22 protein-coding genes are annotated in these 24,299 nt (G+C 34.4%); 6 read left to right on the top strand and 16 right to left on the bottom strand.

Translation table 11 applies throughout. The features are described 5' to 3' along the window. Window positions 1–77 precede the first annotated feature (77 nt). Both K412_RS0112450 and K412_RS0112445 read right to left on the bottom strand, forming a co-directional pair. The gene (locus tag K412_RS0112450; RefSeq protein WP_024833418.1) at window positions 78–788 is read right to left on the bottom strand and encodes a ferritin family protein; all 711 of its coding nucleotides are present in this window, start codon (window positions 786–788) and stop codon (window positions 78–80) included. Window positions 789–990: 202 nt separating this feature from the next. After that, window positions 991–1,728 carry a LytR/AlgR family response regulator transcription factor gene (locus K412_RS0112445; protein WP_024833417.1) on the bottom strand — a complete coding sequence of 246 codons (738 nt, stop codon included), beginning with the start codon at window positions 1,726–1,728 and terminating at the stop codon, window positions 991–993. Between the two features lie 313 nt (window positions 1,729–2,041). On the opposite strand from K412_RS0112445, the gene K412_RS0112440 reads away from it, so the two are divergent. The 3 genes from K412_RS0112440 (at window position 2,042) to nifJ (ending at window position 6,775) form a co-directional block, all read left to right on the top strand. After that, window positions 2,042–2,824 (top strand): hypothetical protein, encoded by a 783-nt coding sequence (locus K412_RS0112440; RefSeq protein ID WP_024833416.1) that lies wholly within the window; start codon window positions 2,042–2,044, stop codon window positions 2,822–2,824. A 207-nt stretch (window positions 2,825–3,031) separates the two neighbouring features. Next, the gene (locus tag K412_RS0112435; protein WP_024833415.1) at window positions 3,032–3,223 is read left to right on the top strand and encodes a CDIF630_02480 family spore surface protein; all 192 of its coding nucleotides are present in this window, start codon (window positions 3,032–3,034) and stop codon (window positions 3,221–3,223) included. 21 nt (window positions 3,224–3,244) lie between these two features. Beyond that, window positions 3,245–6,775: a pyruvate:ferredoxin (flavodoxin) oxidoreductase gene (gene nifJ / locus K412_RS0112430; protein WP_024833414.1), complete on the top strand. Its 3,531-nt coding sequence runs from the start codon at window positions 3,245–3,247 to the stop codon at window positions 6,773–6,775. A 128-nt stretch (window positions 6,776–6,903) separates the two neighbouring features. Here nifJ and K412_RS0112425 read toward each other — a convergent pair whose 3' ends face one another. From K412_RS0112425 to K412_RS0112395, 7 genes are all read right to left on the bottom strand, one after another. Then, entirely contained in the window at window positions 6,904–7,554 is a 651-nt protein-coding gene (locus tag K412_RS0112425; RefSeq protein WP_024833413.1) for an RloB domain-containing protein, read from the bottom strand. Beyond that, the gene (locus K412_RS0112420) at window positions 7,547–8,776 is read right to left on the bottom strand and encodes an AAA family ATPase (protein ID WP_024833412.1); all 1,230 of its coding nucleotides are present in this window, start codon (window positions 8,774–8,776) and stop codon (window positions 7,547–7,549) included. Before K412_RS0112420 ends, K412_RS0112425 begins: the two co-directional genes overlap by 8 nt. Before the next feature lie 199 nt (window positions 8,777–8,975). Continuing rightward, window positions 8,976–9,887: a metal ABC transporter substrate-binding protein gene (locus K412_RS0112415; protein WP_024833411.1), complete on the bottom strand. Its 912-nt coding sequence runs from the start codon at window positions 9,885–9,887 to the stop codon at window positions 8,976–8,978. 82 nt (window positions 9,888–9,969) lie between these two features. Continuing rightward, window positions 9,970–11,214, bottom strand: a complete 1,245-nt coding sequence (locus tag K412_RS0112410) for a sensor histidine kinase (RefSeq protein WP_034847492.1) — start codon at window positions 11,212–11,214, stop codon at window positions 9,970–9,972. A gap of 23 nt (window positions 11,215–11,237) precedes the next feature. Then, window positions 11,238–11,909: a response regulator transcription factor gene (locus K412_RS0112405; RefSeq protein ID WP_024833409.1), complete on the bottom strand. Its 672-nt coding sequence runs from the start codon at window positions 11,907–11,909 to the stop codon at window positions 11,238–11,240. Window positions 11,910–12,317: 408 nt separating this feature from the next. After that, the gene (locus K412_RS0112400) at window positions 12,318–12,833 is read right to left on the bottom strand and encodes a phosphoribosyltransferase family protein (RefSeq protein ID WP_024833408.1); all 516 of its coding nucleotides are present in this window, start codon (window positions 12,831–12,833) and stop codon (window positions 12,318–12,320) included. 47 nt (window positions 12,834–12,880) lie between these two features. Beyond that, window positions 12,881–13,696, bottom strand: a complete 816-nt coding sequence (locus tag K412_RS0112395) for a hypothetical protein (RefSeq protein ID WP_024833407.1) — start codon at window positions 13,694–13,696, stop codon at window positions 12,881–12,883. Between the two features lie 136 nt (window positions 13,697–13,832). Between K412_RS0112395 and K412_RS0112390 the strand changes: the two genes are divergently transcribed. Then, window positions 13,833–14,357: a hypothetical protein gene (locus K412_RS0112390; protein ID WP_024833406.1), complete on the top strand. Its 525-nt coding sequence runs from the start codon at window positions 13,833–13,835 to the stop codon at window positions 14,355–14,357. 735 nt (window positions 14,358–15,092) lie between these two features. Here K412_RS0112390 and K412_RS0112385 read toward each other — a convergent pair. The 6 genes from K412_RS0112385 to trmB all read right to left on the bottom strand — a co-directional run bounded on the left by K412_RS0112385 (window position 15,093) and on the right by trmB (window position 22,141). Next, entirely contained in the window at window positions 15,093–17,594 is a 2,502-nt protein-coding gene (locus K412_RS0112385; RefSeq protein WP_024833405.1) for an FtsX-like permease family protein, read from the bottom strand. Beyond that, window positions 17,591–18,277: an ABC transporter ATP-binding protein gene (locus K412_RS0112380; protein ID WP_024833404.1), complete on the bottom strand. Its 687-nt coding sequence runs from the start codon at window positions 18,275–18,277 to the stop codon at window positions 17,591–17,593. The genes K412_RS0112385 and K412_RS0112380 overlap by 4 nt, the downstream gene beginning before the upstream one ends. A gap of 492 nt (window positions 18,278–18,769) precedes the next feature. Continuing rightward, window positions 18,770–19,900, bottom strand: a complete 1,131-nt coding sequence (locus K412_RS0112375; RefSeq protein ID WP_024833403.1) for a family 8 glycosyl hydrolase — start codon at window positions 19,898–19,900, stop codon at window positions 18,770–18,772. A 63-nt stretch (window positions 19,901–19,963) separates the two neighbouring features. Then, window positions 19,964–20,656, bottom strand: a complete 693-nt coding sequence (locus K412_RS0112370) for a helix-turn-helix domain-containing protein (protein WP_024833402.1) — start codon at window positions 20,654–20,656, stop codon at window positions 19,964–19,966. A 49-nt stretch (window positions 20,657–20,705) separates the two neighbouring features. Next, the gene (locus K412_RS0112365) at window positions 20,706–21,431 is read right to left on the bottom strand and encodes a class I SAM-dependent methyltransferase (RefSeq protein WP_024833401.1); all 726 of its coding nucleotides are present in this window, start codon (window positions 21,429–21,431) and stop codon (window positions 20,706–20,708) included. 2 nt (window positions 21,432–21,433) lie between these two features. Then, window positions 21,434–22,141: a tRNA (guanosine(46)-N7)-methyltransferase TrmB gene (trmB, locus tag K412_RS0112360; protein ID WP_024833400.1), complete on the bottom strand. Its 708-nt coding sequence runs from the start codon at window positions 22,139–22,141 to the stop codon at window positions 21,434–21,436. A gap of 294 nt (window positions 22,142–22,435) precedes the next feature. On the opposite strand from trmB, the gene K412_RS0112355 reads away from it, so the two are divergent. Continuing rightward, window positions 22,436–23,281 carry an undecaprenyl-diphosphate phosphatase gene (locus tag K412_RS0112355; protein ID WP_024833399.1) on the top strand — a complete coding sequence of 282 codons (846 nt, stop codon included), beginning with the start codon at window positions 22,436–22,438 and terminating at the stop codon, window positions 23,279–23,281. A gap of 352 nt (window positions 23,282–23,633) precedes the next feature. Here K412_RS0112355 and K412_RS22520 read toward each other — a convergent pair whose 3' ends face one another. After that, window positions 23,634–23,771 carry a CPC_1213 family protein gene (locus K412_RS22520; RefSeq protein ID WP_173585593.1) on the bottom strand — a complete coding sequence of 46 codons (138 nt, stop codon included), beginning with the start codon at window positions 23,769–23,771 and terminating at the stop codon, window positions 23,634–23,636. A 210-nt stretch (window positions 23,772–23,981) separates the two neighbouring features. Here K412_RS22520 and K412_RS0112345 point away from each other — a divergent pair, with 210 nt between their 5' ends. Beyond that, window positions 23,982–24,272: an ArsR/SmtB family transcription factor gene (locus tag K412_RS0112345; protein WP_024833398.1), complete on the top strand. Its 291-nt coding sequence runs from the start codon at window positions 23,982–23,984 to the stop codon at window positions 24,270–24,272. Window positions 24,273–24,299 lie beyond the last annotated feature (27 nt).

Here is a 24,299-nt window from a genome sequence, read left to right as displayed (position 1 = left end):
TAAAATTTCTTTATTTTTGACTAAAATAGAACCGGGCAGCTGACTAGAAGCTACTCGGTTCTATTTTTTCACTGATATTAATATTTGCAATCATTATTATGAATTAGAAGGGTGTAAAGAGATCCATGCCTTAGTTCATCTGTAATTATTTCCACCAGCATATTTATGTGTTTTCTGCTCTTCATTGCTGCTAAAATCCTGCGGTAATTTTTTACCGCATTAGTTTCACCCATAAGTGCCCCTCTAAGCCCGTCACAATATGTTTTTGGTTTTTCAAAGGTAACATTTTCATCAGGTTTTATTGTCTCACCGGTAAGTTCGAAATAGAGCTGTCTGAATAGCTTTGCATGTTTCATTTCATTGTCCATTATCTCTTCTATGATTTCCTTGTCCAACAACGCTGGGGCATTGTCTAAAAGGTACTGATAGAATAATTTGTCTTGTGTTTCACCTTTTATTGCCTCTTTAATTAAATCAAGTGCCTCTGACATATCTGCATTCGCTTTTTCATGTTGCATTATATTCTGACCCATGCCCTGCTCCATTATCTCAGAACCCATTCCAGGCTGCATGATATTCAGTCCCATACTCTGCTGCATCATCTCCGAACCCGTTTCTTGCTGCATATCTTCATGGTTTGAATGTGGTGTATATCCCGGCTGTAAATCCGAGCTAATGTTGGGCGGCATAATCAAGGGGTTAGTCATTCCAAAATCGACTTTTCTATTTGAATGTCCCGGAACCATCATATTACTACTTACATATGGCCAATTTCCGTAATTATGCACAATTCTACCTCCTATATGATTAACATAAATCCCATATTACATGTTATGAAAGTTCTATGGGAATGTTTCCTTATAGTAATCACAGTTGTAGAATCAAGAACAATAAACATTAAGTTACATATTACGGCAACAATCCTGTCAGAATGGATACTGAACATCCGAGATAGATATTCCCGTTAGTTAATAATTTATTAATGACAAATTAGACAAGAGCATTAGTACTTTGAATTTCTTTTTGGCTTTCTATTACATAATGCATGTAGGCACATTTTATCTCTTTTCTGCCTGACTGTCGTATTGGAACTGCAGAATTGTTTTTCAAAACAAACTCATTTTCTTTGACTGCAATTATATGCTGCATATTTACAATAAACCCGCGATGAGATCTTAAAAATCTCTTGTCCGTAATAATATTACAAATCTTTGCCATGGGCATATGTATTTTGTATTCTTCATATTCAGTATTTATCACAACACCATTTCGGACTGCTTCAACATATAGAATGTCTCTGAGATTGATTTTTACAGTCTCTTTCCCCAAGGGCAGCTCTACGTATTGTGCATCAAAAGCTAAAACCTTCTTACAGCGGTTTAATGCCTGTTCAACACGTTTGTAGGTAATAGGCTTAATCAGATAATGTGTCGCTGCAACCTCAAATCCTTCACCTTTGTGGTCCACGCTGGAGGTGGTGAAAATAATTTTGCAGTCCTCATCAGTTTCTCGTATTTTTTCAGCAACTTCAACTCCGTCAATACCCTTCATATATATGTCAAGAAATACAATTTTATATTTTTCCTCTAAAAAAGACGACAGCATTTCTTCACCACTGTCAAACTCAACAACTTCAATATTTATAAAATTATTTTTTGCATACTGCAGTATGTACTCGCACAGCAATGTACGATCAAATCTTAAATCGTCACAAATAGCTATTTTCATCGTAACCTTCCTAAGAAATGGTATATCCTTCCTGTAAAATTATAACATGAAATATCTGCTTTTTTCAATCGTATTGCACTTTTTGCCGTCGAATTGCACATATTACTTCACTTTTGTCAAAAATACTGGTATGATTAGCCTTGATAAGAAAAACGGGTATGAAGGGGATGTTGTAAAGAAAAACTAATCAATAATTATCATTATGCATATAGTTACCTTATTTAAAAGCTTTCTTTAAGTAAATCTAAATGTTTTTACTTAAAGAGTATTAATGGTGTTTACAGCAAAATTTCAGACAAAGAGGCGAGGCAAATTGGATAGAATTAAGAAACTACGGTTAAGACCTAGTGTAAATTTTAAGGTTGTCACCATTTTGCCGGATGACGAAATCACCATATGTGAAACTTGCAATCAGGCAAAAATAGGCAATCTAGCGTTTCCTACACTGGAAGAAGCACTTAATTCCATAGATAGTCCCGAAGAAACTACTATCACTCTGCTCTCAGATGTGGACCTTGGTGAATCTACCCTGAAACTTGGTACTAATACTAATATAGTCCTTGATTTAGCAGGTTATAAAATCACCAGTAGGAATTTAGATGGTACAATATATTTGGAAGGTGCATTAACTATAAAAGACTCCAGTGAAAAGGAAACTGGCGTAATTGAAAATTTATATCCAAAAGGTATGGGAATCTATTTTGATAGATCCGGTGTTCTTAAACTTGAAGGTGGAACAATAAAAGGCTATAGTGCATTATACAATTGGAGTAATACTCCCGCGCCTTTTGTAATAATGAACGGCGGAACGTTGATAGGCAGTTGGTACGGAATATCATATCTAGACGCAGCAAATATTATAATAAACAATGGTACAGTACGAGGTGGAGTTATGGCTTTTAATAATTGGGGTAAATCTAAGCATTCATTTTACATTGGAGAATCCAGTTACATAAAAAAGGGTGCATTACTACATAATGGTATAAGTAAGAAATATGATGCTATTGAAAATGTTGTTATAGTAAAAAATCAATACGAAATTGTTAATTCGTTTTTTACGCATAGTACTATTTCATCTTCTTTTTCATTGGCTTAACTTATGATTTTGATTAGTTCCAAAATACCTGGTAAAAATATCGTCCGGTTAAGAAGTTGTAACTTCTTAGCCGGACCTTTTTATTGTTTAAATACCTTCTTTTCCGAATAAAAAATTTAATAAAGCAAATAATTTTTATGTCTTATATTTTTTATAGGGTTAATATTTCTTTTTTCATAAAAATAATTATTATATTTGGAGGTAAACATGAACAAAAAAGATGCACAATTAGACGGACGTGATAACAGGCGAAGGACAGCTTACAGACCCACAGACAATGAGGGAACAGCTGCCTGGACAAATGAAGCAACAAAACAAAAGGACACTAATGTTGTAATTCCTAAAATTGAAAGTGTTTCAGAAGCAAAAGATTGGGTAGATAATGGAAGTAAACTTTAATTACAGGGGGTGTTTTTATTAATGTCAAAAATCAAAATGACTGTTGACGGTAATACTGCAGCTGCATATGTATCCTATGCCTTTACTGATGTCGCTGCAATCTATCCCATAACACCATCATCAAACATGGCAGAATCAGTTGACGAATGGGCTTCCAAAGGCAAAAAAAATATTTTCGGGCAAAAAGTACGGGTAGTTGAAATGCAGTCAGAAGCAGGAGCAGCAGGTGCCCTTCATGGTTCTCTTCAGGCAGGTGCTCTTACTACTACATTTACGGCTTCCCAAGGCTTATTATTGATGATTCCGAATATGTACAAGGTTGCAGGAGAACTTCTTCCTGCTGTTTTCCATGTCAGTGCAAGAGCTATTGCAACCCATGCACTCTCCATCTTCGGAGATCATCAGGATGTAATGGCAGCAAGACAAACCGGTGTAGTTATGTTGGCTTCAGGCTCAGTTCAGGAAATAATGGACTTAGCACCTGTAGCTCATTTGGCTGCAATTAAAGGAAGACTTCCTTTCCTTCATTTCTTTGACGGATTCAGAACATCTCACGAAATACAAAAAGTAGAAGCTCTTGAATATGATGATTTGGCAAGTCTGGTTGATTATGAAGCAGTTAAAGAATTCAGAAACAGAGCCTTGTCTCCTAATCATCCCGTTACAAGAGGTACGGCTCAAAATCCTGATGTCTATTTTCAGGGTCGTGAAGCATCCAATCCTTTTTATAACGATATTGTTGCTATTGTTGAGGATTACATGAATAAAGTAGGGGCTCTCACAGGCCGCAAACATGGCCTTTTTGATTATTACGGAGCACCTGATGCAGAACATATAATTGTTGCAATGGGTTCAATTACCGATGTCATTGAAGAAACAATCGACTACATGAACAATCAGGGTAAAAAGTACGGACTGGTGAAGGTTCACCTTTACAGACCATTTTCTGTAAAGCACCTGCTTAATGCAATCCCTAAATCAGTTAAAAAAATTGCTGTTCTGGATAGAACAAAGGAACCGGGTTCTGTTGGAGAACCTTTATATCTTGATGTTAAAACCGCATTTTACGACGTTCCAAATGCTCCTGTTATTGTAGGAGGAAGATTTGGTCTTGCTTCAAAGGATACTACCCCTTCAGATATCAAGGCTGTATATGACAATCTGGAACAAGAAAATCCTAAAAACCAATTCACCATTGGTATAGATGATGACGTTACTCATACATCACTGACAATAAGTGAAAAAATCAATGCAGAACCAAAGTCAACAATACGATGCAAATTCTGGGGACTTGGCTCAGATGGTACAGTAGGGGCAAATAAACAAGCAATAAAGATTATCGGCGACCATACTGAGAAATTTGCTCAGGGCTACTTTGCTTATGACTCAAAGAAATCAGGCGGAGTTACCATGTCCCATCTAAGGTTCGGAGATGAACGTATAAAATCTGCTTACCTTATAAATGAGGCTGATTACATTGCCTGCCATAATCAATCCTACGTGAACCAATACGATTTGCTGAAGGGTATTAAAAAAGGCGGTACATTTGTTTTGAATTGTCTTTGGGATGAAAAAGAGTTGGAAGAGCATCTTCCTGCTGAAATAAAGCGACAGATTTCCAGAAACAATATACAGTTCTATACAGTTAATGCAACAAAAATTGCTGAATCAATAGGACTTGGAAACAGGATAAACATGATAATGCAGGCTGCTTTCTTTAAGCTTGCCAATATTATCCCTCTTGATGATGCTGTCAAGTATCTCAAAGAAGCCGTTGTGAAAAGCTATGGCAAGAAGGGCGAAAATATCGTTAAGGTTAACCATGAAGCAATTGACAAGGGTATTAATGCCTTAGTCAAAATAAATGTTCCTGACAGCTGGAAAGACGCACAAGATACTTCAAACACAGATATTAAAGAGCCTGCCTTTATAAGTGAAATAATGAGACCTATGAACGCAATGAAGGGTGAAGATCTTCCTGTCAGTGCATTTAAAGGTATTGAAGACGGAACTCTTCCAAACGGAACCTCAGCTTATGAAAAAAGAGGTATTGCTGTTAACGTTCCAGAATGGATACCTGAAAGTTGTATTCAATGTAATATATGCTCTCTGGTATGTCCTCATGCAGTTATCAGGCCTACTCTTGCTACCGAAGAAGAGTTAAAGGATGCACCAGAATCATTTATTACCAAAAATGCTGTGGGTAAGGGTACAGAAGGCTACCAGTTCAGAATACAGATAAGTCCTATGGACTGTACAGGATGCGGCAACTGTGCTGACGTATGTCCGGCTAAGCCAAAAGCTCTGGTTATGAAAAAGCTTAGTACCCAGACTGAACGTGAAATACCTAACTATGACTTTGCAACCAGAAAAATCAGTTATAAAGGTGGTAACTTTGGAAATAAGACCATTAAGGACAGTCAGTTCAGAAAGCCTTTAATGGAATTCTCCGGGGCATGTGCAGGCTGTGGTGAAACACCATATATTAAACTTATAACACAGCTTTACGGTGACAGGATGATGATTGCAAATGCTACTGGATGTTCATCCATATGGGCTGCCTCATATCCTACAAGCGCATATACGGTAAACCATGAAGGTAAGGGCCCTGCTTGGGCAAATTCCTTATTTGAAGATAATGCCGAATTTGGTTACGGTATGTATCTAGGCGTAAAGCAAATTAGGGAACGCCTCAGAGATGTTGCTAATCAACTTTTGGAGCTTGATGTTGAAGAAGGTTTGAAGACTTTATTATCAAAATGGATAGAAAGCGTTGAAGACGGTGCAACTTCCAAAGAAGCCAGTGAAGATTTAATTAATGCTTTACAGAGCTATTCAAATAATGACCAGAATCAAATGAAATTGGTTAAGGAACTCCTTGAGAAGAAGGATTACCTTGTTAAACGTTCAATATGGATAGTAGGCGGAGACGGTTGGGCTTATGATATAGGCTACGGCGGACTTGACCATGTTCTCTCTACTGGGGATGATATCAACATCCTTGTATTTGATACTGAAATTTATTCAAATACAGGCGGTCAGGCCTCCAAATCAACTCCTACAGCCGCTATTGCAAAGTTTGCTTCTTCCGGTAAGAAACAAGCTAAAAAGGATCTTGCCGCACAAATGATGACCTACGGTAATGTCTATGTAGCACAGGTGGGTATAGGTGCAGACAGAAATCAGTTGCTCAAGGCTATTGCTGAAGCAGAAGCATACAAGGGACCGTCAATAATTATTGCATATTCTCCTTGTATAAGTCACGGAATCAAAGACGGTATGGGAAGAAGCATAGCGAATTCAGCAGCTGCTGTATCAGCGGGGTACTGGCATTTGTTCAGGTATAACCCTGATTTAAAGAAAGAAGGAAAGAATCCATTTATACTGGATTCCAAAGAACCTAAGGAAAGCTTCAAGGATTTCATGATGTCTCAGGTTAGGTATTCATCCCTTGCCAAGATGTTCCCTGAAGAGGCGGAAGAACTGTTTACTCTTGCAGAAGAACATGCAAAAGATAAGTACCAGCGTTTGAAGCGAATGGCGGAACAATAAAGTTGGAGTCATAAGTCAATATTCAAAACTAAATGGTATTTTCTCATAAGTTGAACCGGTATTTTAATCATAAATACCGGTTCAACAACTCATATGCAAAACTTGCCTCACTTTAAACAGTTTCAGAACTAGTTTACACCAATAATTTCAAATAACTCATAAATATTTGAATGACAGTAATTTAGAGCCTCACTCTCAATTTCAGTTCTTTTTATTTTTATATTTATATCAAGTCCTTTAACTTCCTTTTTATATTCATTACTTATGTATGGTTTTTGAGATCTGATTTTTCTAAGTGCATTAGTATACGAGCGGGAATTACTGTTTAAGAAGTTGTACACCTTTTCATCTTCTTTAAATTCTTCTAGGCTTTTATATTTAAATTTTTTGGTTATATAGGCAGTTGTATCTGTATTTTTATAATTTAAGCAATGACAACATGCAAAATATTCAAAATCTTTATTTGATACAATTAAGAAATATGGTATCTTACCACTCTTATTCTTGTTTTTGCAATGCCTTAGTAACTTTTTAAAAGGTTCATCCTGGTCAGGTTCTTGAATAAATTTGTCAAGATCTACAACTATAAAAACAGCTATAAATCCAGAATCAGGAGATTTTCTTACTTCATTTAAAAAGCTTGTATATCCCCCGCCCCTCATATTAACTTCCCTATATGATATTTCAACATTATTACTCTTACGAAGATTCTTAAAATAATTTTCCTCTGTATACCCTTCGACAAATAATTTTATTCGTAATTTTCCTTCTCTAGTCATTAGGAACACCTCCAAGGATACCCTTCAAGTATAAATCATAAACATCGGCTTTATCATACCTGTACTCCTTAAAGTCAGCCAAAGAGTATAATTCAGAAGAAAGGGTTTCTTTTTTCTTTGAAATAAAATTAAGCTGTTCCTTCATAAAAATGTTTGTATTTAAATGCATAACATTATGGGTTGAAAAAATAAACTGGCCTCTATGGTCTGAACCCTGTATTAGACTAATAATCTTCTCGGACAATATAGAATTTAGTACTTTGTCAATCTCATCGGCAAATAGAACAATATTTTTGTTTAAGACTTTCCATAATTGAATAGACCATGCAAAAAATTCTCTAGTTCCAGAAGATTCATTTTGGAGTTCAATTCGAAATTCACTATTCTCTTCAGTTTTACGGACTATGATTGTTTTTTCAAAAGGTTCTTCATCATTAACTTCTATTTTTGTTATAGCTGAATCTACCAACCTGAAAATTTCCAAGAATCCTTCTTCTTTAATTATAGATAAATCTTCCTCTTCCTTTAGAATCTGCTTGTAAAAATTTAAGGAATGGTCCTGGGGCAAATTCAAAATCAATGAATTGCTAATCCATTCTGTCAAAGGTAAAACAATACTTACCCCTATCAATGATAAATATTTTAAGACTAGTCCTATTCCGGCTTGAGTAACGCCAACTCTTGCTTCTATAATACTTTTTAATTCTTTATCGATATACTTATAATCTATATCAATATTATAAGTAATTTTCAGCCTTTCAGCATTGTCTTTTTCATGTTTTTTAAAATCGCTTCTTTGAGATATAAATATCCTTTTGTTATTAGTTTCATCCTGACTAGCAGTTCTAATGTATAAACTTTCTTCAACAGGAGAATAACTATCAAGAGTTAGTGAATAGGTATATATCATATTATTACTAGCTAGAACTGATATTTCGAAAAATTGTGTCTCGTTAGTATTATATTTAAATGCCAATTTATTATATATCCGTGGGTTTGAATCTGATTCAAACAAATATTTCAGAAATTCTAGACTTTTCATAAAATTGGTTTTGCCGCCTGCATTTTCTCCCTCTATAACTGCGGCTTTCAAAATTTTCAATCTTGGATTAATATATACAACATTATCTTCAAATCTACTAATTACTTTACCAGGTTTCATAGAAAAAACTACTTCATCTTTAAATGAACAAAAATTTTTCACTTTATATCTTAATAACATATAAATATCCTCCACTAAGCAGTATTTTAGCATATCATCACACAATAAACAATATATACGTTCTTATTATAGTACATTTGCTATTTATAGTAAATTATTGTGCAAAATAAACACAAAACACGTATATTATGTATTATATACGCGTTTCAATAAGAATATTCAAAATAATTTCAATTATGTTGGACGGATACTTAATGTCCTACTGATTCTCCTTAAAAGCCTTAACCAAAACTTTCAGATTCTCATCCATTGTCTTAATATAGCTGTCTGCAGGTGCATTTTTCTCACCTGTTACAACAGGGTCAAGAAGATATACTTTTGCACCTGTTTGTTTTGCAATTGAATACGCCGCTTTTGCAGAATACTGAGGTTCTGCAAACAGTATTTTTACATTTGAACTTTTTATCTTGTCTATCAACTCTGCCAGTTCTCCGGCACTAGGCTCTGTTCCGGGCTCACGCTCTACCACAGACACTATATTCAGTCCAAATTCCTTGGCAAAATAAGGAAAAGCCTCATGGAAAGTTATAACGTTCTTATTTTTAAACTCATCAAGTTCTTTGTGCATTTTATCTTTCTGAGCCTCAAGCTGCTTTACATATTCAGAAGCATTTTTCCTATAGGCTTCAGCATTCTTTAAATCTGCCTTTGCAAGTCCTTCAGAAATATTTTTGACTTCTTGTATTGCACCTGAAATACCTACCCAGACATGTGCATTATCTTCTCCGTTGGCATCCTTTAGTAGCTCCATATCTTTTGAGGCTTCAACTATTTTAAGGGAGGGCCTCTGCTTGATTACCTTGTCCATAAAAGCTTCCATCCCTGCCCCGTTAATTACAAATATGTCTGCTTTCTCAAGAGTTTTTAAATCCGCAGGAACCATCTGATAATCATGTAGACAGCCTTGCTGAGGTTCCGTCATGTTTAAAACCTTTATACCTGGTATATCCTTTACAATGTTTTGAGTTAAAATATACATGGGATAAAATGAAGTAACTATTGTAGTTTCTGCTTTTTCTGCAGTATTTTCCGTCCCGTTGGAACAGCCGACTAATATAAATGAGAACGCCAACGCTATTAACAGCGTCCTTAAGAGTTTACCTTGTTTCAACTAAATTACCTCCGCCAGTGTTAAATGGGAATTGTTCGCATTTATATTATATACCATTATTATGGTTTATAAAACTATAAATTTAAAGTGGTTTCTTCATAAGCCTTACCGTAAACCTGGTGCCTTTTCCCAAAGTACTACTTACGTATATTGACCCATTCTGACCTTCTACAATAGACTTGGTAATGTATAGTCCTATTCCGATATTTGTTGGATTGCAACTGTAAGAGCCTTTATAAAATCTATCAAATATTTTTGGGATCTCATCCTTGGGAATTCCCTCACCCTCGTCCTCTATTATTATTTGTACAAAAACATTATTTTCATCCCAGGATATATTAATATCTCCTCCCATATTACTATGCTCTATACAATTTTTAATAATGTTTGAAAATGCTTCTGTAGTCCAGTTTATATCATGCTTTACTATAATATTTGAAGAACCATTGAGCCTTACATCCACATTTTTTTCAGAAGCAATTGCTTTAAGTGGTGAAAGGCTTCTTTGAAGCGTTTCGGAAATATCTGCTTCCTCCATAGTAAACTCAACAACTCCTGCTTCAAGTTTTGCCATTTTGAGTATGTTTTTTATGAGCCATTCCATCCTATCCAGTTGATTCTTGCTCTCTAGAACAAAATCTGCCCGTTCCTCTTCAGAAAGGGTGCTGTCATTTTTCATTATGTCGTTAAACATTATAAGCGAAGCAAGTGGTGTTTTAAGCTGATGGGATATGTCGGCCATGATTCGTTTTAATGTAATCTTTTCATTTTCCAAAGCATGAACATTTTCACTTAAACGTTCACTCATGCAATTTATCTGATATATCAGATATCCGATATCACCTTCTTGAGTATCCCCTTTTATTGAATCGTAATTTCCTTCTACAATGGCTTCGGCACTGACACTAATCTTTCTTATTTTTGAGAAAATCCTATTAAAGCAAAAGACGCATAATAAAAGCAAAGCTGCCCCAAACAATACAAAAGTTACTCCAATTCTGGCATTTGCTTTTCTAAGGGTATCTGCAAGCATATAATTATTTTCTACCTTGAGATTTTCATCATAAGAATATTTATTTAAAATTGATTTTCCATACTCGTAGTCTTTCTTAAAACCCTTTGTATAGTTCTTAACAATATCACTTTCCAACTTAGGATATTGTTTTACAATGGCACCTATAGTAGCAGTATTCTGCTGTATTTGTACTTTATTTACGGAATCTGCAAAGTTTTTTACAGTATAATAAGTAACAGCACCAAAAGCCAGAAGTAAAGCTGTGATTATCACAATAACAAGCTGGATTTCTTTATTTTTCAGAAGCTTCAATATTAACCTCCATGTGTATACTATCAGTCTTTCCACACATATCCGAGTCCTCTCACTGTCTCTATGTGCTTTTCATCTCCAACTTCAATCTTTTCACGAAGTCTTTTCATATATACATTGAGAGTATTATAGTCAACAAAATTACTGTCAATGTCCCATAGTTTTTCAATAATAGTGTTTCTGCTTAATACATTCCCTTTATTTTCAAGCAGCACAAGCAATAGTTTGTATTCAACAGCAGTGAGAAAAACTTCTTCTTTATTTACATAAACCTTACATTTTAATGGTTCAACCACTACATTTCCACTGATGATTTTGCCTGTATCTACGCTCTCAGCCTGCTTCTGCCTTCTCATAATGGCATTTATCCTGGATATCAATTCGCTGGTTCTTACAGGCTTTGAAATGTAGTCATCACCGCCTATATCAAGTCCAAATACTACATTAGGCTCATCATCAAGGGCTGTCATAAAAATTATGGGTACATTGCTGGTCTGGCGTATTTCCTTGCAAAAATCATACCCGTTTCCGTCAGGAAGAGTAACATCCAGCAGAATTAATTGAATGTCTTCATTAAACAACCGGTAAGCATCTTTAATATTCTTTGCTATTGATACCGCAAAATCCTGCTTTTTCAATGCATATTCAATCCCCATAGCAAGGGGTGCATCGTCTTCCACAAGTAATATATTCATGGATTGTTGCCTCCTTTTATACATTAGGATATTAGTATAATTATACACTATTAGTGTCATAACAACACGTAGAATGTTTGGCAGCTCTAGCACTATACGGGCGTGTTACTTGCTATGTATAAAGACATATTGAATTATCCACCAACCACATTTATTTCATAGGCAGCCCCTTAAAGGGCTGTTTTTATTTGCCTTTCTTTACTGCTTCTACCGTAAACGCGTTAATATATTCTAGCAATCTCATTTGATTACTTCCTATATCATTCTGTAGTTGGTTTAGTATACATTTGGGAATTCTATTTTTATTTTTCCTACTGTATTTATATAAAATACCGTTCACTAAAATGTCTATCCCGTATTTATCTGAATACATGTGATACGGTTGATTTGCGGTCTATTTTATACCTACTACATTAATATTACACATTCAACATTATCCGTTTCTCGAAGCTTTAGAGTTACTTTTTGGTTTTCTGTAGTTGGAATGTTTTTCCCCGTAAAGTTTGGCACTAAAGGAAATTGACGATGTCCACCACTTATAAGTGTCGCAAATTGTATAACTTTAGGACATCCATGAAAGAAAATAGATGAAATTGCAGCGGAGGATATTCTACCTGTTAAAAATACATCAGTTATAAGTATAACTACTTTATTATTTATTTCTATCTTTAGATTTAATAAACTATTTTGAATATCAAATATACCATTACAAAAATATACTTCCACTTTCCCAGTAGAAAAATTTTTATTTTTATGATTTCGGGCAATGTTCGAGATACGTTGAGCTAATATATAGCCTCTTTGATTTACCCCAATTAAAACTATATCTTCAGTATCATAATTTTTTTCGTATATTTCGTATGTCATTCTCTTTATTATCCTGTTTATTTCTATTTCGTCTAGAAAGATTTTCTCTAAGCGCATCATATCACCAATTCCATATACATTAACTAATTTTTATGTGTAAACAATCAAAAGTCACCTTTATTAAGCTCTTCCTGAATTCTGTTATCATTAAGCCCCAATATACCATAGTAGATTGCAGGTGGTACAAAATTATATTCTTTTTCACCCAATGTATATGTTATAAGAGGCCTTATCAACCAAAAAACTTGCTTGTCATAAAGATTGTTTAACCTATTTATTTTTAGTACCTTATCAACATACTCTCCTGGTTTTAATATTACTGAGCCGGTTTCTACTTTGATATCCGGTATATTAGTTTTTATATTTCTTATTTTAATGTCATACTTACTATTATTATGTAAAGACATAGGTAAATCAGTAAAATAGTTAGCCATTACAGATACCGATTTACCTATATCTAGATAGCCCTTTTCATCCGATTTTTCTATCACCTCAAAATACCAATTTCCAATATAAAAATTAATTTTTTTACCATCTTTTAAAGTTACTTCAATATATTTTATATTCTCCTTACCGGACTTAATAAATTTAGTAGTCAAAGATACCGTTTTAGTCACATAATTCCTGAGTTTATCTCCGAACTTTAAATCAAATTTTTCAACTTCAGTTAAGGAAGAATTTTTAAACCTAATATTAAGAATATTGTCCTTTAATAAAATGTCCTTGTTACTTGATTTAATAAAATAAGGTAAATCTATTACATAATTAGAATGTTGTTCGGCCGCGAAGGAAGAATTAAATTGTATAAAATGATAACCATTACCTTTAAAATTTGTTCTTTGAAAAAACAAAATTACTAATAAAAGCCCTATAAGAAAGATAGTCACCACACAAATTGATAAAGTTCTAAATTTTTTCATTTTAACACTCCTGTATCTTTTTATATGCATATTATTACATTACTTCTATTTTTTTCAAGTAAATAATTGACATATATTGTTATATATGCATAATGCTTTAAGTAATTTAAATTATTAAACTTTGGAGGTAATTTTAATGAAAAAACTCATTGGTTTTATTTTAATTGTTTCACTTATTGTAATAACAACTACAGGGGCTTTTGCGCATACTGTCACTACCACTAAGTCTGATATTATTGGTACTTATACGTACGAGATGACTGATACGTCAAGTAAAGTGTTACATAGTCAACAATTTGTAAGATACTTAACAGAAAGTTGGGCATATGCATCATCATATACTTGGTCAAAAGCCAATATTGCAACTATTGGTTTCACTGGGAATATATCTGATACTATTAAAGGTCTTCTTAAATCCTCATTTAGCTTAACTGGGTCATATACAACTTCTTATACAGTAGCTATTACCCTTCCTGCAAATTCTTCTACATACAGTAAATTAGGGTTTTATTCAGATTTTTATTGGCAGGATTTCTCAGTAAAGGTTACCTACTCCACTGCCCCATATCATAATGCTCCCGTTCAAACAACTGTAAGCAATTATAGTACTACAGCAAAAGAACCTACTCGTAATACTTATTTAAAAGTAGTATACTTATAATGAAAATTCTTTTATCTAAAAAATGTTATTCAGTGTGTACTAATCCAAGTAATTAACACATTTATTCATAATTACTATTGCAAGATTCTACATTATTCAGCCTGACGCCTTTCCTTAGTGGGTGTCAGGTCTTTTTTTGTCATATTCCTTATTGTCCATTCACTTTTATCTTCAACTCTTTTTTTAGAAAATCATTGAGTGTTTTTTTATACCAAAACCTCCTCTGAAATATTAATTGCAAAAGAGGTAAGTGCACTGTACTTCAAGTAGTCTTGTGTTTTCCTGAAATAATGGTTTTATACTTAGCATATTAATGTATTCCTTGTTTGATAATTCGATCTTGAAACTTTTTAGTATTAATGGTTTACCCTCCAAAAATAGATATTAAATAAACAATTTGATAATAAGCGGTAAACCATGCTTGCTCACCCGTAAACGGGCAATGTCGTCAACTTAAGGAAAATTCAATAAATATCAATAAATGCTTGACAAGGTAACTCCAAAAGCTACCTCGCAATTGAATATAACTATTTGATTGCGAGGTACATATAATGAAAGCTAGAGTTTCACTTAAATCTATTATATAAGAATCATTAAGCTTCCAATAGTCTCTAAACAAGCTATTTCTGAAACTCGGCAAGGTATTTCATTGCCCGTAGAACGTGTCATTACACAAATACATAGCCTGCCGGGAATCCGACAGGCTATATTAATACTGATTAAGACTCCAAAACTTTACTCCTCAACACGAAGTGATTCCACAATGTTCATATCGTTTAATTTACTCAACGGGAACAATGCGGCCAGCAAAGTAATTGCAATCATTCCCAGGCCACCGTATATATACGGCCACCAAGCCGCTTGATACCCAATATCTCCAACAGGATTGTTAACGATTATTCCAAAATAGGTAAGAAGGAAGGCAATAGGCAGCCCAATTATACATGCAATTATTCCAAATAAGCCTCCTTCTAAAAGAACCAATTTCTGGAATTGTCCCTTTGTCATACCAATAGCCTTAAAAGTAGCGTACTCTCTCTTTTTCACAAGAAGATTGATAGTTACAGTATTAATTATATTTACAGTAGATATAAGTATTATAAGGCTAATAAATCCGTAAACTAGAATCATCATCTGATTCATTAGATCGTCAAATTCTTTTTTCTGTTTATATACGTCAATGTACTGAGCATTGTTTTCATCAGCAAGCATATTGAGCTTTTCATAGTTATTATCAGCATGTTCCGGTGAATCGAAATTTAATGCCAGTATTGTTAATTCATTTGTTCCTGTCAACCTCTTATAACTGTCATGGGACATTATTATTCCAAAGCTGTTGTATGGAATATTTTGTAATACCGTCTCATATTCAACTACCCCTGCTACCTTAAAAGTAAGGGTTTTGCCATTATCTATAAGACGCTTCAGTTCTTCTGTATCCTTAGTTTTCAAATAGTTGCTGTTTAAAACAGGCAACTTTATTTCGTCCCCTACTTTATATTTGGTAAAACTGTCAAATATTGTAGTATTATTCATACGGCCTCTTGCCTTGTTTACTATGATTACCTCGTTATTATTTTTAAAGCTTTCATAGTCAATATTTGTTTTGTTTTCTTTGTTTAAGAGTTTGAGACAATTTTCATCGTAACATATCATATTAACACTGTTTATAAAATAGTTTTGACCATATTCTTCTGGCTTTTCATTATTAATTAGAGAATCAGCAAATTTTTCTGAAAGCATATTTTTATCAAGGGTATAGGGTATATACTTGTTAGTAATTTCGTATGTTTCTTTGATTCCCTTCAATTCCTTAACCTGTTTAGTCAGGTTTTCAAGATTCACATTGTCGTTATTAATAAAAGTACCTTCAACCTTTACAGCTTGCGTTGCTATTTTACTGCTCTGTACAAATATATCAATAAAGTTAGAGAAAAATACAAACATAACAATGGATATCATAAGTGATATACAAGTAATATAAAATCTCTTTCTGTTTCTCTTGATATTCTTGTATGCAACCTGACCTTCAAAACTGAAAAGCAGTCTGGCCCAACGGCCTCCTCTTCTTTTCGCCTTGTCTCCTTTTACAACTACAGTACCCCTTATTGCATCTATTGGAGAAACCTTTGACGCTGTTCTTGCCGGGAAAAATGCAGAAATAAATACTGTAAAAATTCCTAAAAGGGCAGCAACAATAATTACCTGTGGATAGAAACCAATTTCAAAAGCTCCAAGGAAACCATTTATAAAGAGTTTAAAAGTGATAAATATTCCAGCAAAGCCTGAAGCAATACCAATAGGTATAGATATTGCACTCATTATTGCAGCTTCTTTGAATACCAACCTTCTTATCTGAGTTTTTGTTGCTCCAATGCTTCGGAGTATACCGAAATGCTTGATTCTCTCCATTACTGATATATTAAATGCATTATATATAACTACCACTGTGCAGACAACAACAAATCCTGCAATTATAGCAAATATCTCTTCCATGCCATCGTTTCTGGCTTTGTCCGGTCCTTCTCCCATAAGATATAAAAGTCGTGTGTTTATATCAAGTTTTACATTATTTGCTTTTGCTATTTTTTGTGCATTATCTACTATATTCTTTTCGCTTTTCATATTTGCATAAAAGATATAATCCTTTGAATCGGAGGAAGTCTTGATATCCAGATAGCTTAATGCAGTATTGGTTACATAGTTACTGTCGTATACCCCAACAATAGTATACTCTTTGGCACTTGATGATTTACCGCTTCCTGTCAAAGTACCATTTAATACATTGCTTATCTTTTTGTCCTTTAAAACAGCATTCATTTTTTTGTCTATTAATATTTCAGAACTATTTTTAGGGAGTCGCCCTTCTATTAGCTTAACATTGAATATATCTTTAAATGCTGCAGCGTCATAGCTTTTTATGTCAATTGTCCTCAAAGATTCTGTCAATTTATCATTTTCAAACTTATATGTGCCTTCCTGTCTTATTGCTCCACCATTTTTAAACTCGGCATTGGAATATAAAGTATTGACATTTTCCTTTCCCAAATCGTAGAAGTAAACTTGATAATCACCGTTTGCCTTTGCATTTTTTATTTCACTGGCAATGGCACTGTAGTAAATAGTTCCTATAGCCGTAAACATTGCTATGGCTATAATAATCCCTATAAGAGTAAGTATGGTTCTTCCCCTATGTTTTTTTAAATACCGTGAGGTAAGTACTGAATAGTTTTTCATTGTCTCACCACCTCATCGGAAGAAATTTTACCGTCCACAATACTTATAACCCTGTCCGCCATACTTGCTATATTCATATCATGTGAAATGAGTATAAGAGTCTGATTATATTTTTTTGCGGAGTATTTTAACAATTCCAGAACTTCTCTGGAGTTTTTTGTATCAAGGTTTCCTGTAGGCTCATCAGCTAAAATTATTGATGGTTTGTTTGCAAGTGCCCTACCTATTGAAACTCGCTGCTGCTGCCCTCCTGAAAGTTCTGATGGTAGGTGCTTTCTTCTATCTTTTAAATCAAGTATTTTTAGTAGTTCGTCAATGTATTGCTTATCTTCCTTCCTGTTGTCCAGAAGCAGAGGCATGAGAATATTCTCTTCTGCTGTTAATACTGGGATAAGGTTATATGCTTGAAATACAAAGCCCACTTTTCTTCTTCTTAATATGGATAAATCCTTTTCCCTAAGGCCATAAATATCCTCGTCGTCAATATATACTTTACCCGATGTGGGTTTATCAACTCCTCCGATTAAATGCAGCAATGTACTTTTACCGGAGCCGCTTGGCCCTATAATTGCAACAAACTCACCTTTTCCAACTGAAAAACTAATATTGTCAACTGCAGTTACCTCATTTTGTCCTTTACCATATTTCTTTGTTAAATTTTCAATTCTTAAAACTTCTTTCATTTTATTACCTCCATAAATCCTTAGTATATTTGAACTAATAGTTAATATTTTAAAAGTAATCTGCTGCGATGATTATCTTTCATACACAAGATTATACGGAGTAAAAATTACAATTGCATAAATTTTAAAATTACAAATCTGTAAGGTAAAAATAAAAAAGTGCAGTGGGTTATCGCAAAATCAAAATTGTATTTTGTTAAACCTGTACATAGAGTATAAATTATATCAATGGAAGCTTGGTTAAAGATATTTTCACTAGTTTATCGGCGAAGCAAGGATATTTTACCGGAAAACCTTCACGACGAAGGTTTTAGCGACACAATGAATCATGGATGATGAATGTGAGCGACGGTAAAATATCCTATGACGAGCCGTTAGAAACTATTGCAAATATCTTGGAAGCAATCATTGATATAATTTATACGGCGTACAGGTGTTAAAACAAAAACATTTCTGTTTTGCAAGTACCCCATCTGCACTTTTTTTAATAAACTACATGTATATTCTGTATTCACCCGCCAACATCAGCAAACTGAAAAAATAAAGACAGTTATCGTAATACCTGCGTTCTCCTTTTCTTAATGGGAGTTCCCAGAAATCCTTGACCCACTGCTTTCGGTATTTTCCTTTTGCTGCCAATGAACCAGCTGCATTGGTTGCAATTATTGCAACCGGGTGCATAGCAGGCTCATCAAAGGGTTCTCCTTTAATAGTATAGGCCTTGTATTCGCCCAGTTCGGTATTTTCACTGAAAAATGCCTGTAATTTATCTACTATCTCTCCCAGAGACTCATCCTTGTTAAACCAAGCTGCATCCAATCCTATATTCATAGCTACTCTGTATGCATCTGAATAGAATTCATAATCCCTGAACAACAACTTGGGAGTACCGTCAAAATTTGCATATTCAGGTGCCATTCCAGTATCTTTGTTACATGACAAATGAAGATACTTTCTGCTTTCCTCTGCAGCTTTTTTCCAAAAAGGCCTGTCCTCTTCATATGCCTTTAGTGCAAACAGTTCATAAAAATGAGGTAAATGGTATGACGGGTCTGAATAAGCTGCTTCGGGAACAAATTTTATATAGTAGTTTGATTTGTCCCACATGGCTTTTCCGCCTTTAACAATTTCCGGTTGATGCAAGCAGTGTCTTAAAATTTCTTTTGCCTGAGTACTGTAGTTAAAAGGCGGAATCCCGTCTCCCCATCTGCTGCTGGCAAAGAAAAGCGCCATTGCAAAATACTCTTCACCGTCGGGTGCGGGGCCATCATAATTCTTTGTACCGTCAGGTGCCACTGACCATGCAAAATAGCCCTGATATTTACCTTTGGTATGCTGCATATATGTTTTTGAAAAAAGCCACAGCCTGTCAAATATGTCCTTTCGGTCCATCTGAACAGCCATCATCATACCGTAGCTCATTCCCTCGGTTCGTGCATCGTTATTACCTGTATCCAATATATATCCCATGTCGTTACCCATTTCAAAATAAATCTTCTCCTCCGGGTCAAAAAACATGGTATTGAAAGTTTCATCTATCTTTTTTTTGATTAATTCACTGGAAATACCTATTTCAGAAAATAAATCCGGATATGCTTGTGTATAGTATGCTCCATTTGCCATCATTATGTAATCTCCTGTTTTTTTATATTATAAATTTCTGTATTCTACTTACTAAAACTTTTCTTAAAGAATTACTTCCAGCTTTACCAGTCTAGCAATTACCTTGATTTCCTTGGTACTTACAGTTTCTGTTATAAGGGTTCCTCTATTGTATACCAGAAGAAGCTTGTCCCCCTGAAGTTTTTTTACCTGCCTTACAACTCTTTCACCATTGTATTCAATAAGAAAAAAGCCGTCCTTGTCTATCTGATTTTCAAGAACTCCAAAGGCCCTGTCCCCTTTAAATATTCTGAAACCGGCCATATCAGTGTCTTCTATAATCAAATAGAAAACCTTTTCTTTTGCGTAACCCTCCACCTTGTTTTTTTCGATAGGAAGCAGTTTTTTGTCAATAATCCTGTCCATCTTGTAGCCATAAACCGGTACAGTTTTTAAAATATTTCCGAAAGCATCATCCCATACCTGCTGTACAGGCCCGTCAGAAGCAACCGGTGCCACTTTTTTAACGGAACGTACATTTTCATCCTTTCTAATATCCGGTGCAAACTTATCATCTGAAGCAAAAAGCCCTATAGGCCCAAGTTCAAAGTCAAGTGCCTTCGATATTCTCCCAATCATGTCATCACTAACTATTTTTTTGCCGGATTCAATATCCAGTATATATCTTTCTGAAACTCCCAGTGCTTTTGCAAGCTGCTTTGGAGTCATTCCTTTTTTTAGCCTCACCTTATTTATGTCTTGGCCTATTCTACTCATAAATTACAATCCCTTCCCCATCTAATTACATTACTGTTCTAAAGACATGCTATCTTGCCCAAAGTACTAACATAAATGAGTTGTATTTGTCAAACTCATTTCCGTTAAAATCTGAAAAAAGTTTTACTCTTTTGAACCCTGACTCCGAAACCGCTTCTACTAGTTCGTCCTCCCTAAGGGGATAAAGAGGTATTTCATTTTTATATACTTCTCCGTCAACACTAAGACAAGTATTAAAATATATCCTGTTGCAGTTCTTGTCGTATCTGTAATTTCTCTCAAAAGTAAGTCCCATTTCTTTGTTTTCAATAGTAGGCAGACTCTTTATATCCCTCAGTATTATTCTGTCAAAGTTTATTATCTGCAGCACAAGGTTGCCATCTTTACCCGTCAGCTGTTTTGTAGTCTTTATAAAATCCCTTATCTGCTCCAAGTTTTCAAGATGTACTATGGAGTTTCCAATACAAAAAACCAAATCAAAGCTATCAGAAATCTTATTCCCCAGTTCAAGCATATTTCCCTGCATAAACCTTACTGATTGATTATTTTCTTTTGCTTTAATTTCAAGGCGATTTATCATTTCTTTGTCTAAATCCACAGCTGTTACATTGTAGCCCTGTCTTTCCAGTTCAAGAGAATATCCCCCTGTACCACAGGCTATATCTAGTATGGATTTTGGTGGTTCACCCGCAATTTCCCTAAGGAAATCAATCTGCTCTTTTCCCGTTGGAAAAATGTAATCGTAATATTTAGAAATCTTTTGATAAAATGACATAGTTAATTATCCTCTTTTGCTTTTGTACCATTGCAAGCAGCTTCTGGTAGTTCTATTCTATATTCTGCAATCAAAAATTTAATTGGAATTCCTTCTTCGGAGAACATAATCTCATGCTCAGTTAGAATATTTTCCTCAAAGCCGCTTTCATGTAAATTAAATGTTTTATATTTTATTATAAACCCATTTTCTTCAAAATATTTTACTGAATCTTTAAAAAGACCATCATCATCAGTCTTAAACCATATTTCCGCACCTGACGCCATAAATTTCTTATATTTTATAAGCTGTTTACCGTGTGTCAGTCTTTTTTTCTTGTACGGAGTCTTAGGCCACGGATTGCAGAAGTTAATATATATCTTGTCAATAGAATCTTCAGGTGACAACATATTGTCAATCAACTCAATATTCTGAGACATAAGCCTGATATTCTTTATTTCAATGCCTCTTTCATTATATTCCTTCTCAATCTTTCGTTTTGCAAGTCCTAGAACTTCACTTTTTATATCTACAGCTATATAGTTTATGTTTTGATTATCAGCAGCAAGTTTAGATATAAAGCCTCCCTTGCCGCACCCCAGTTCCAGATGTATCGGATTGTTATTACCAAAAAACTCTCTCCATTTTCCTTTATAACTGGGCGGATCCTTAACATAAAAATCACATGCTGCCAGTTCAGGTCTTGCCCATGGTTTTCTTCTAAGCCTCACAGTATACACTCCCGTTAAATAAAATAAATATATAAAAATATTTTACAGTCCGCACACCACCCTGTCCATAATAATTTATACCCATTATGCCATAAATAAGCTAAATTTTGATATTTCCTATTTCGTTCTCTTTGAAAACATTTCAGACAATGGGGTGTCTAAAATCGTAAAATTAGTGTTATTGCCCGGTATCAAAGTTTTCTTGACTAACTTTGAGTATTTAAGTAACCTATATACAAAAGGTTGTAAGCTGGAAATACATAACTAAAATTAATCTAAAAAAGGTGGTAGGAAATGGATACTTTATTATTTGTGCTTAAATCAATAGTTCTGGGAATTGTTGAAGGCGTTACTGAGTTTCTCCCTATTTCTTCAACAGGGCATTTGATTATTTTTGAAAATATAATGGGATTTAAAAGTGCCAGTCCGAACTATGTTGAAATGTATACATACGTAATTCAGTTAGGTGCCATATTGGCAGTTGTTCTGCTATATTGGAGAAAGATAAAAGATACTCTTATTAATTTCTTTCCTCAAAAGGTTGGGTATGAAAAATCCGGTTTCAAATTCTGGTTTATGATTTTTATAGCCTGTCTCCCTGGGGCAGCTGTAAAACTTCTACTGGATAAGCCTGTTGAAAAATATCTTATGACCCCTGTAACAGTTGCTATTGTACTTATACTTGGCGGTTTGTGGATGATATATGCTGAAAAGAAATTCAGAAAAAACAATCTCGGTAAGCAAAAGCTGAGTGTAACTCCAAAGCAAGCCTTAATAATCGGTGCTTTCCAGTGTCTTGCAATAATTCCGGGTATGTCCCGTTCAGCCTCTACAATTATAGGTGGATGGGTTGCAGGTCTTTCTACTGTCATAGGAGCAGAGTTTTCATTCTTCCTTGCCATTCCGGTAATGTTTGGCTATAGCCTTTTGGAAATAATTAAAATCGGAGGCCTTACTTCACTTCCGGCTGCCGAACTAATCTCCCTTGCAGTTGGGTTTGTAGTAGCATTTATAGTCGCAGTAGCTGTAATAAGTCAGTTTATTTCATATCTGAAAAGAAAGCCTCTCAAATCCTTTGCAATATACAGAATGATTTTCGCAGTTGTAGTATTAATAGCAGGATTTATGGGATTCTTTTAAATATTGACAGATTAAAAGAAGCTGTTACAAAACTACTTCTTACCTTTTAACCTGTACGTGAGTATAAATTGTATCAATGGAAGCTTGGTTAAAGATATTTGCAGATGTTTGTCGGCGAAAGATAGATATTTTACCGGAAAACCTACAGGATGTAGGTTTTAGCGACACAATGAATCATGGACGATGAATGTGCGCGACGGTAAAATATCTTATATTGAGCCGCTAGAAACTCATGCAAATATCTTGGAAGCAATCATTGATATAATTTTATACGGAAGTACTAGTGTTAAAGCAGTAAGTATTTCTGTTTTGCAACAGCATCTTTTTAAAATCTCATACTATCTAATAATCATTACTCCGATGCAGGAGTATCCTTACCGAATTTTGCTCTGGCACTTTCCGCTTGAGGATCATGTTTTATATTTTTTGAGTGGAAAGCACCGTCTTCATTCTGCTTATTGCTTTTCTTATTTTTTTTATTGCTGCTCATAAAATGCGCTCCTTATACCTATTTTTAAAATTATATATAGTTATTTTACCTGTAATATACTTTTATATTCTTATAATTTATTGACAGAAGATAAACTTATATCGTATTATCTCAATGTAATGATATATGAGCATAGCTGCAGTTAAGAGGCTATAAATGGTATATAAGTAAATTCGTGCTAAGAGAATGTTTAAAAAGGAGATTACGATTTTGATAGATTTAAAAATTTATGAAAAGAAAGCTGATAAAATAAAGGCACTGGCTCATCCTCAACGACTGTGCATTGTAAAAGGATTATTAGAAGGGGGTTGTAACGTAACCAAGATACAGGAATGTCTTGGCCTCCCCCAGTCTACGGTATCACAGCATCTTGCGAAGCTCAAGTCGGCAGGTATAATCGATGGAGAGCGAAAAGGGCTTGAAATCTGCTATCATGTAATTGATAAGGAGATTATAGACATTGTAAAAATTCTTCTTAAAGATGAAATTCAAAACAGCTAGCAGCTGAATAAAATACATTTATTAATG

Source organism: Ruminiclostridium josui JCM 17888, from assembly GCF_000526495.1.
Taxonomy (GTDB): Bacteria; Bacillota; Clostridia; order Acetivibrionales; family DSM-1351; genus Ruminiclostridium; species Ruminiclostridium josui.
The sequence above is the reverse complement of the archived record's forward strand: the minus strand, read 5'-3'. Positions and strand labels throughout refer to the sequence as shown.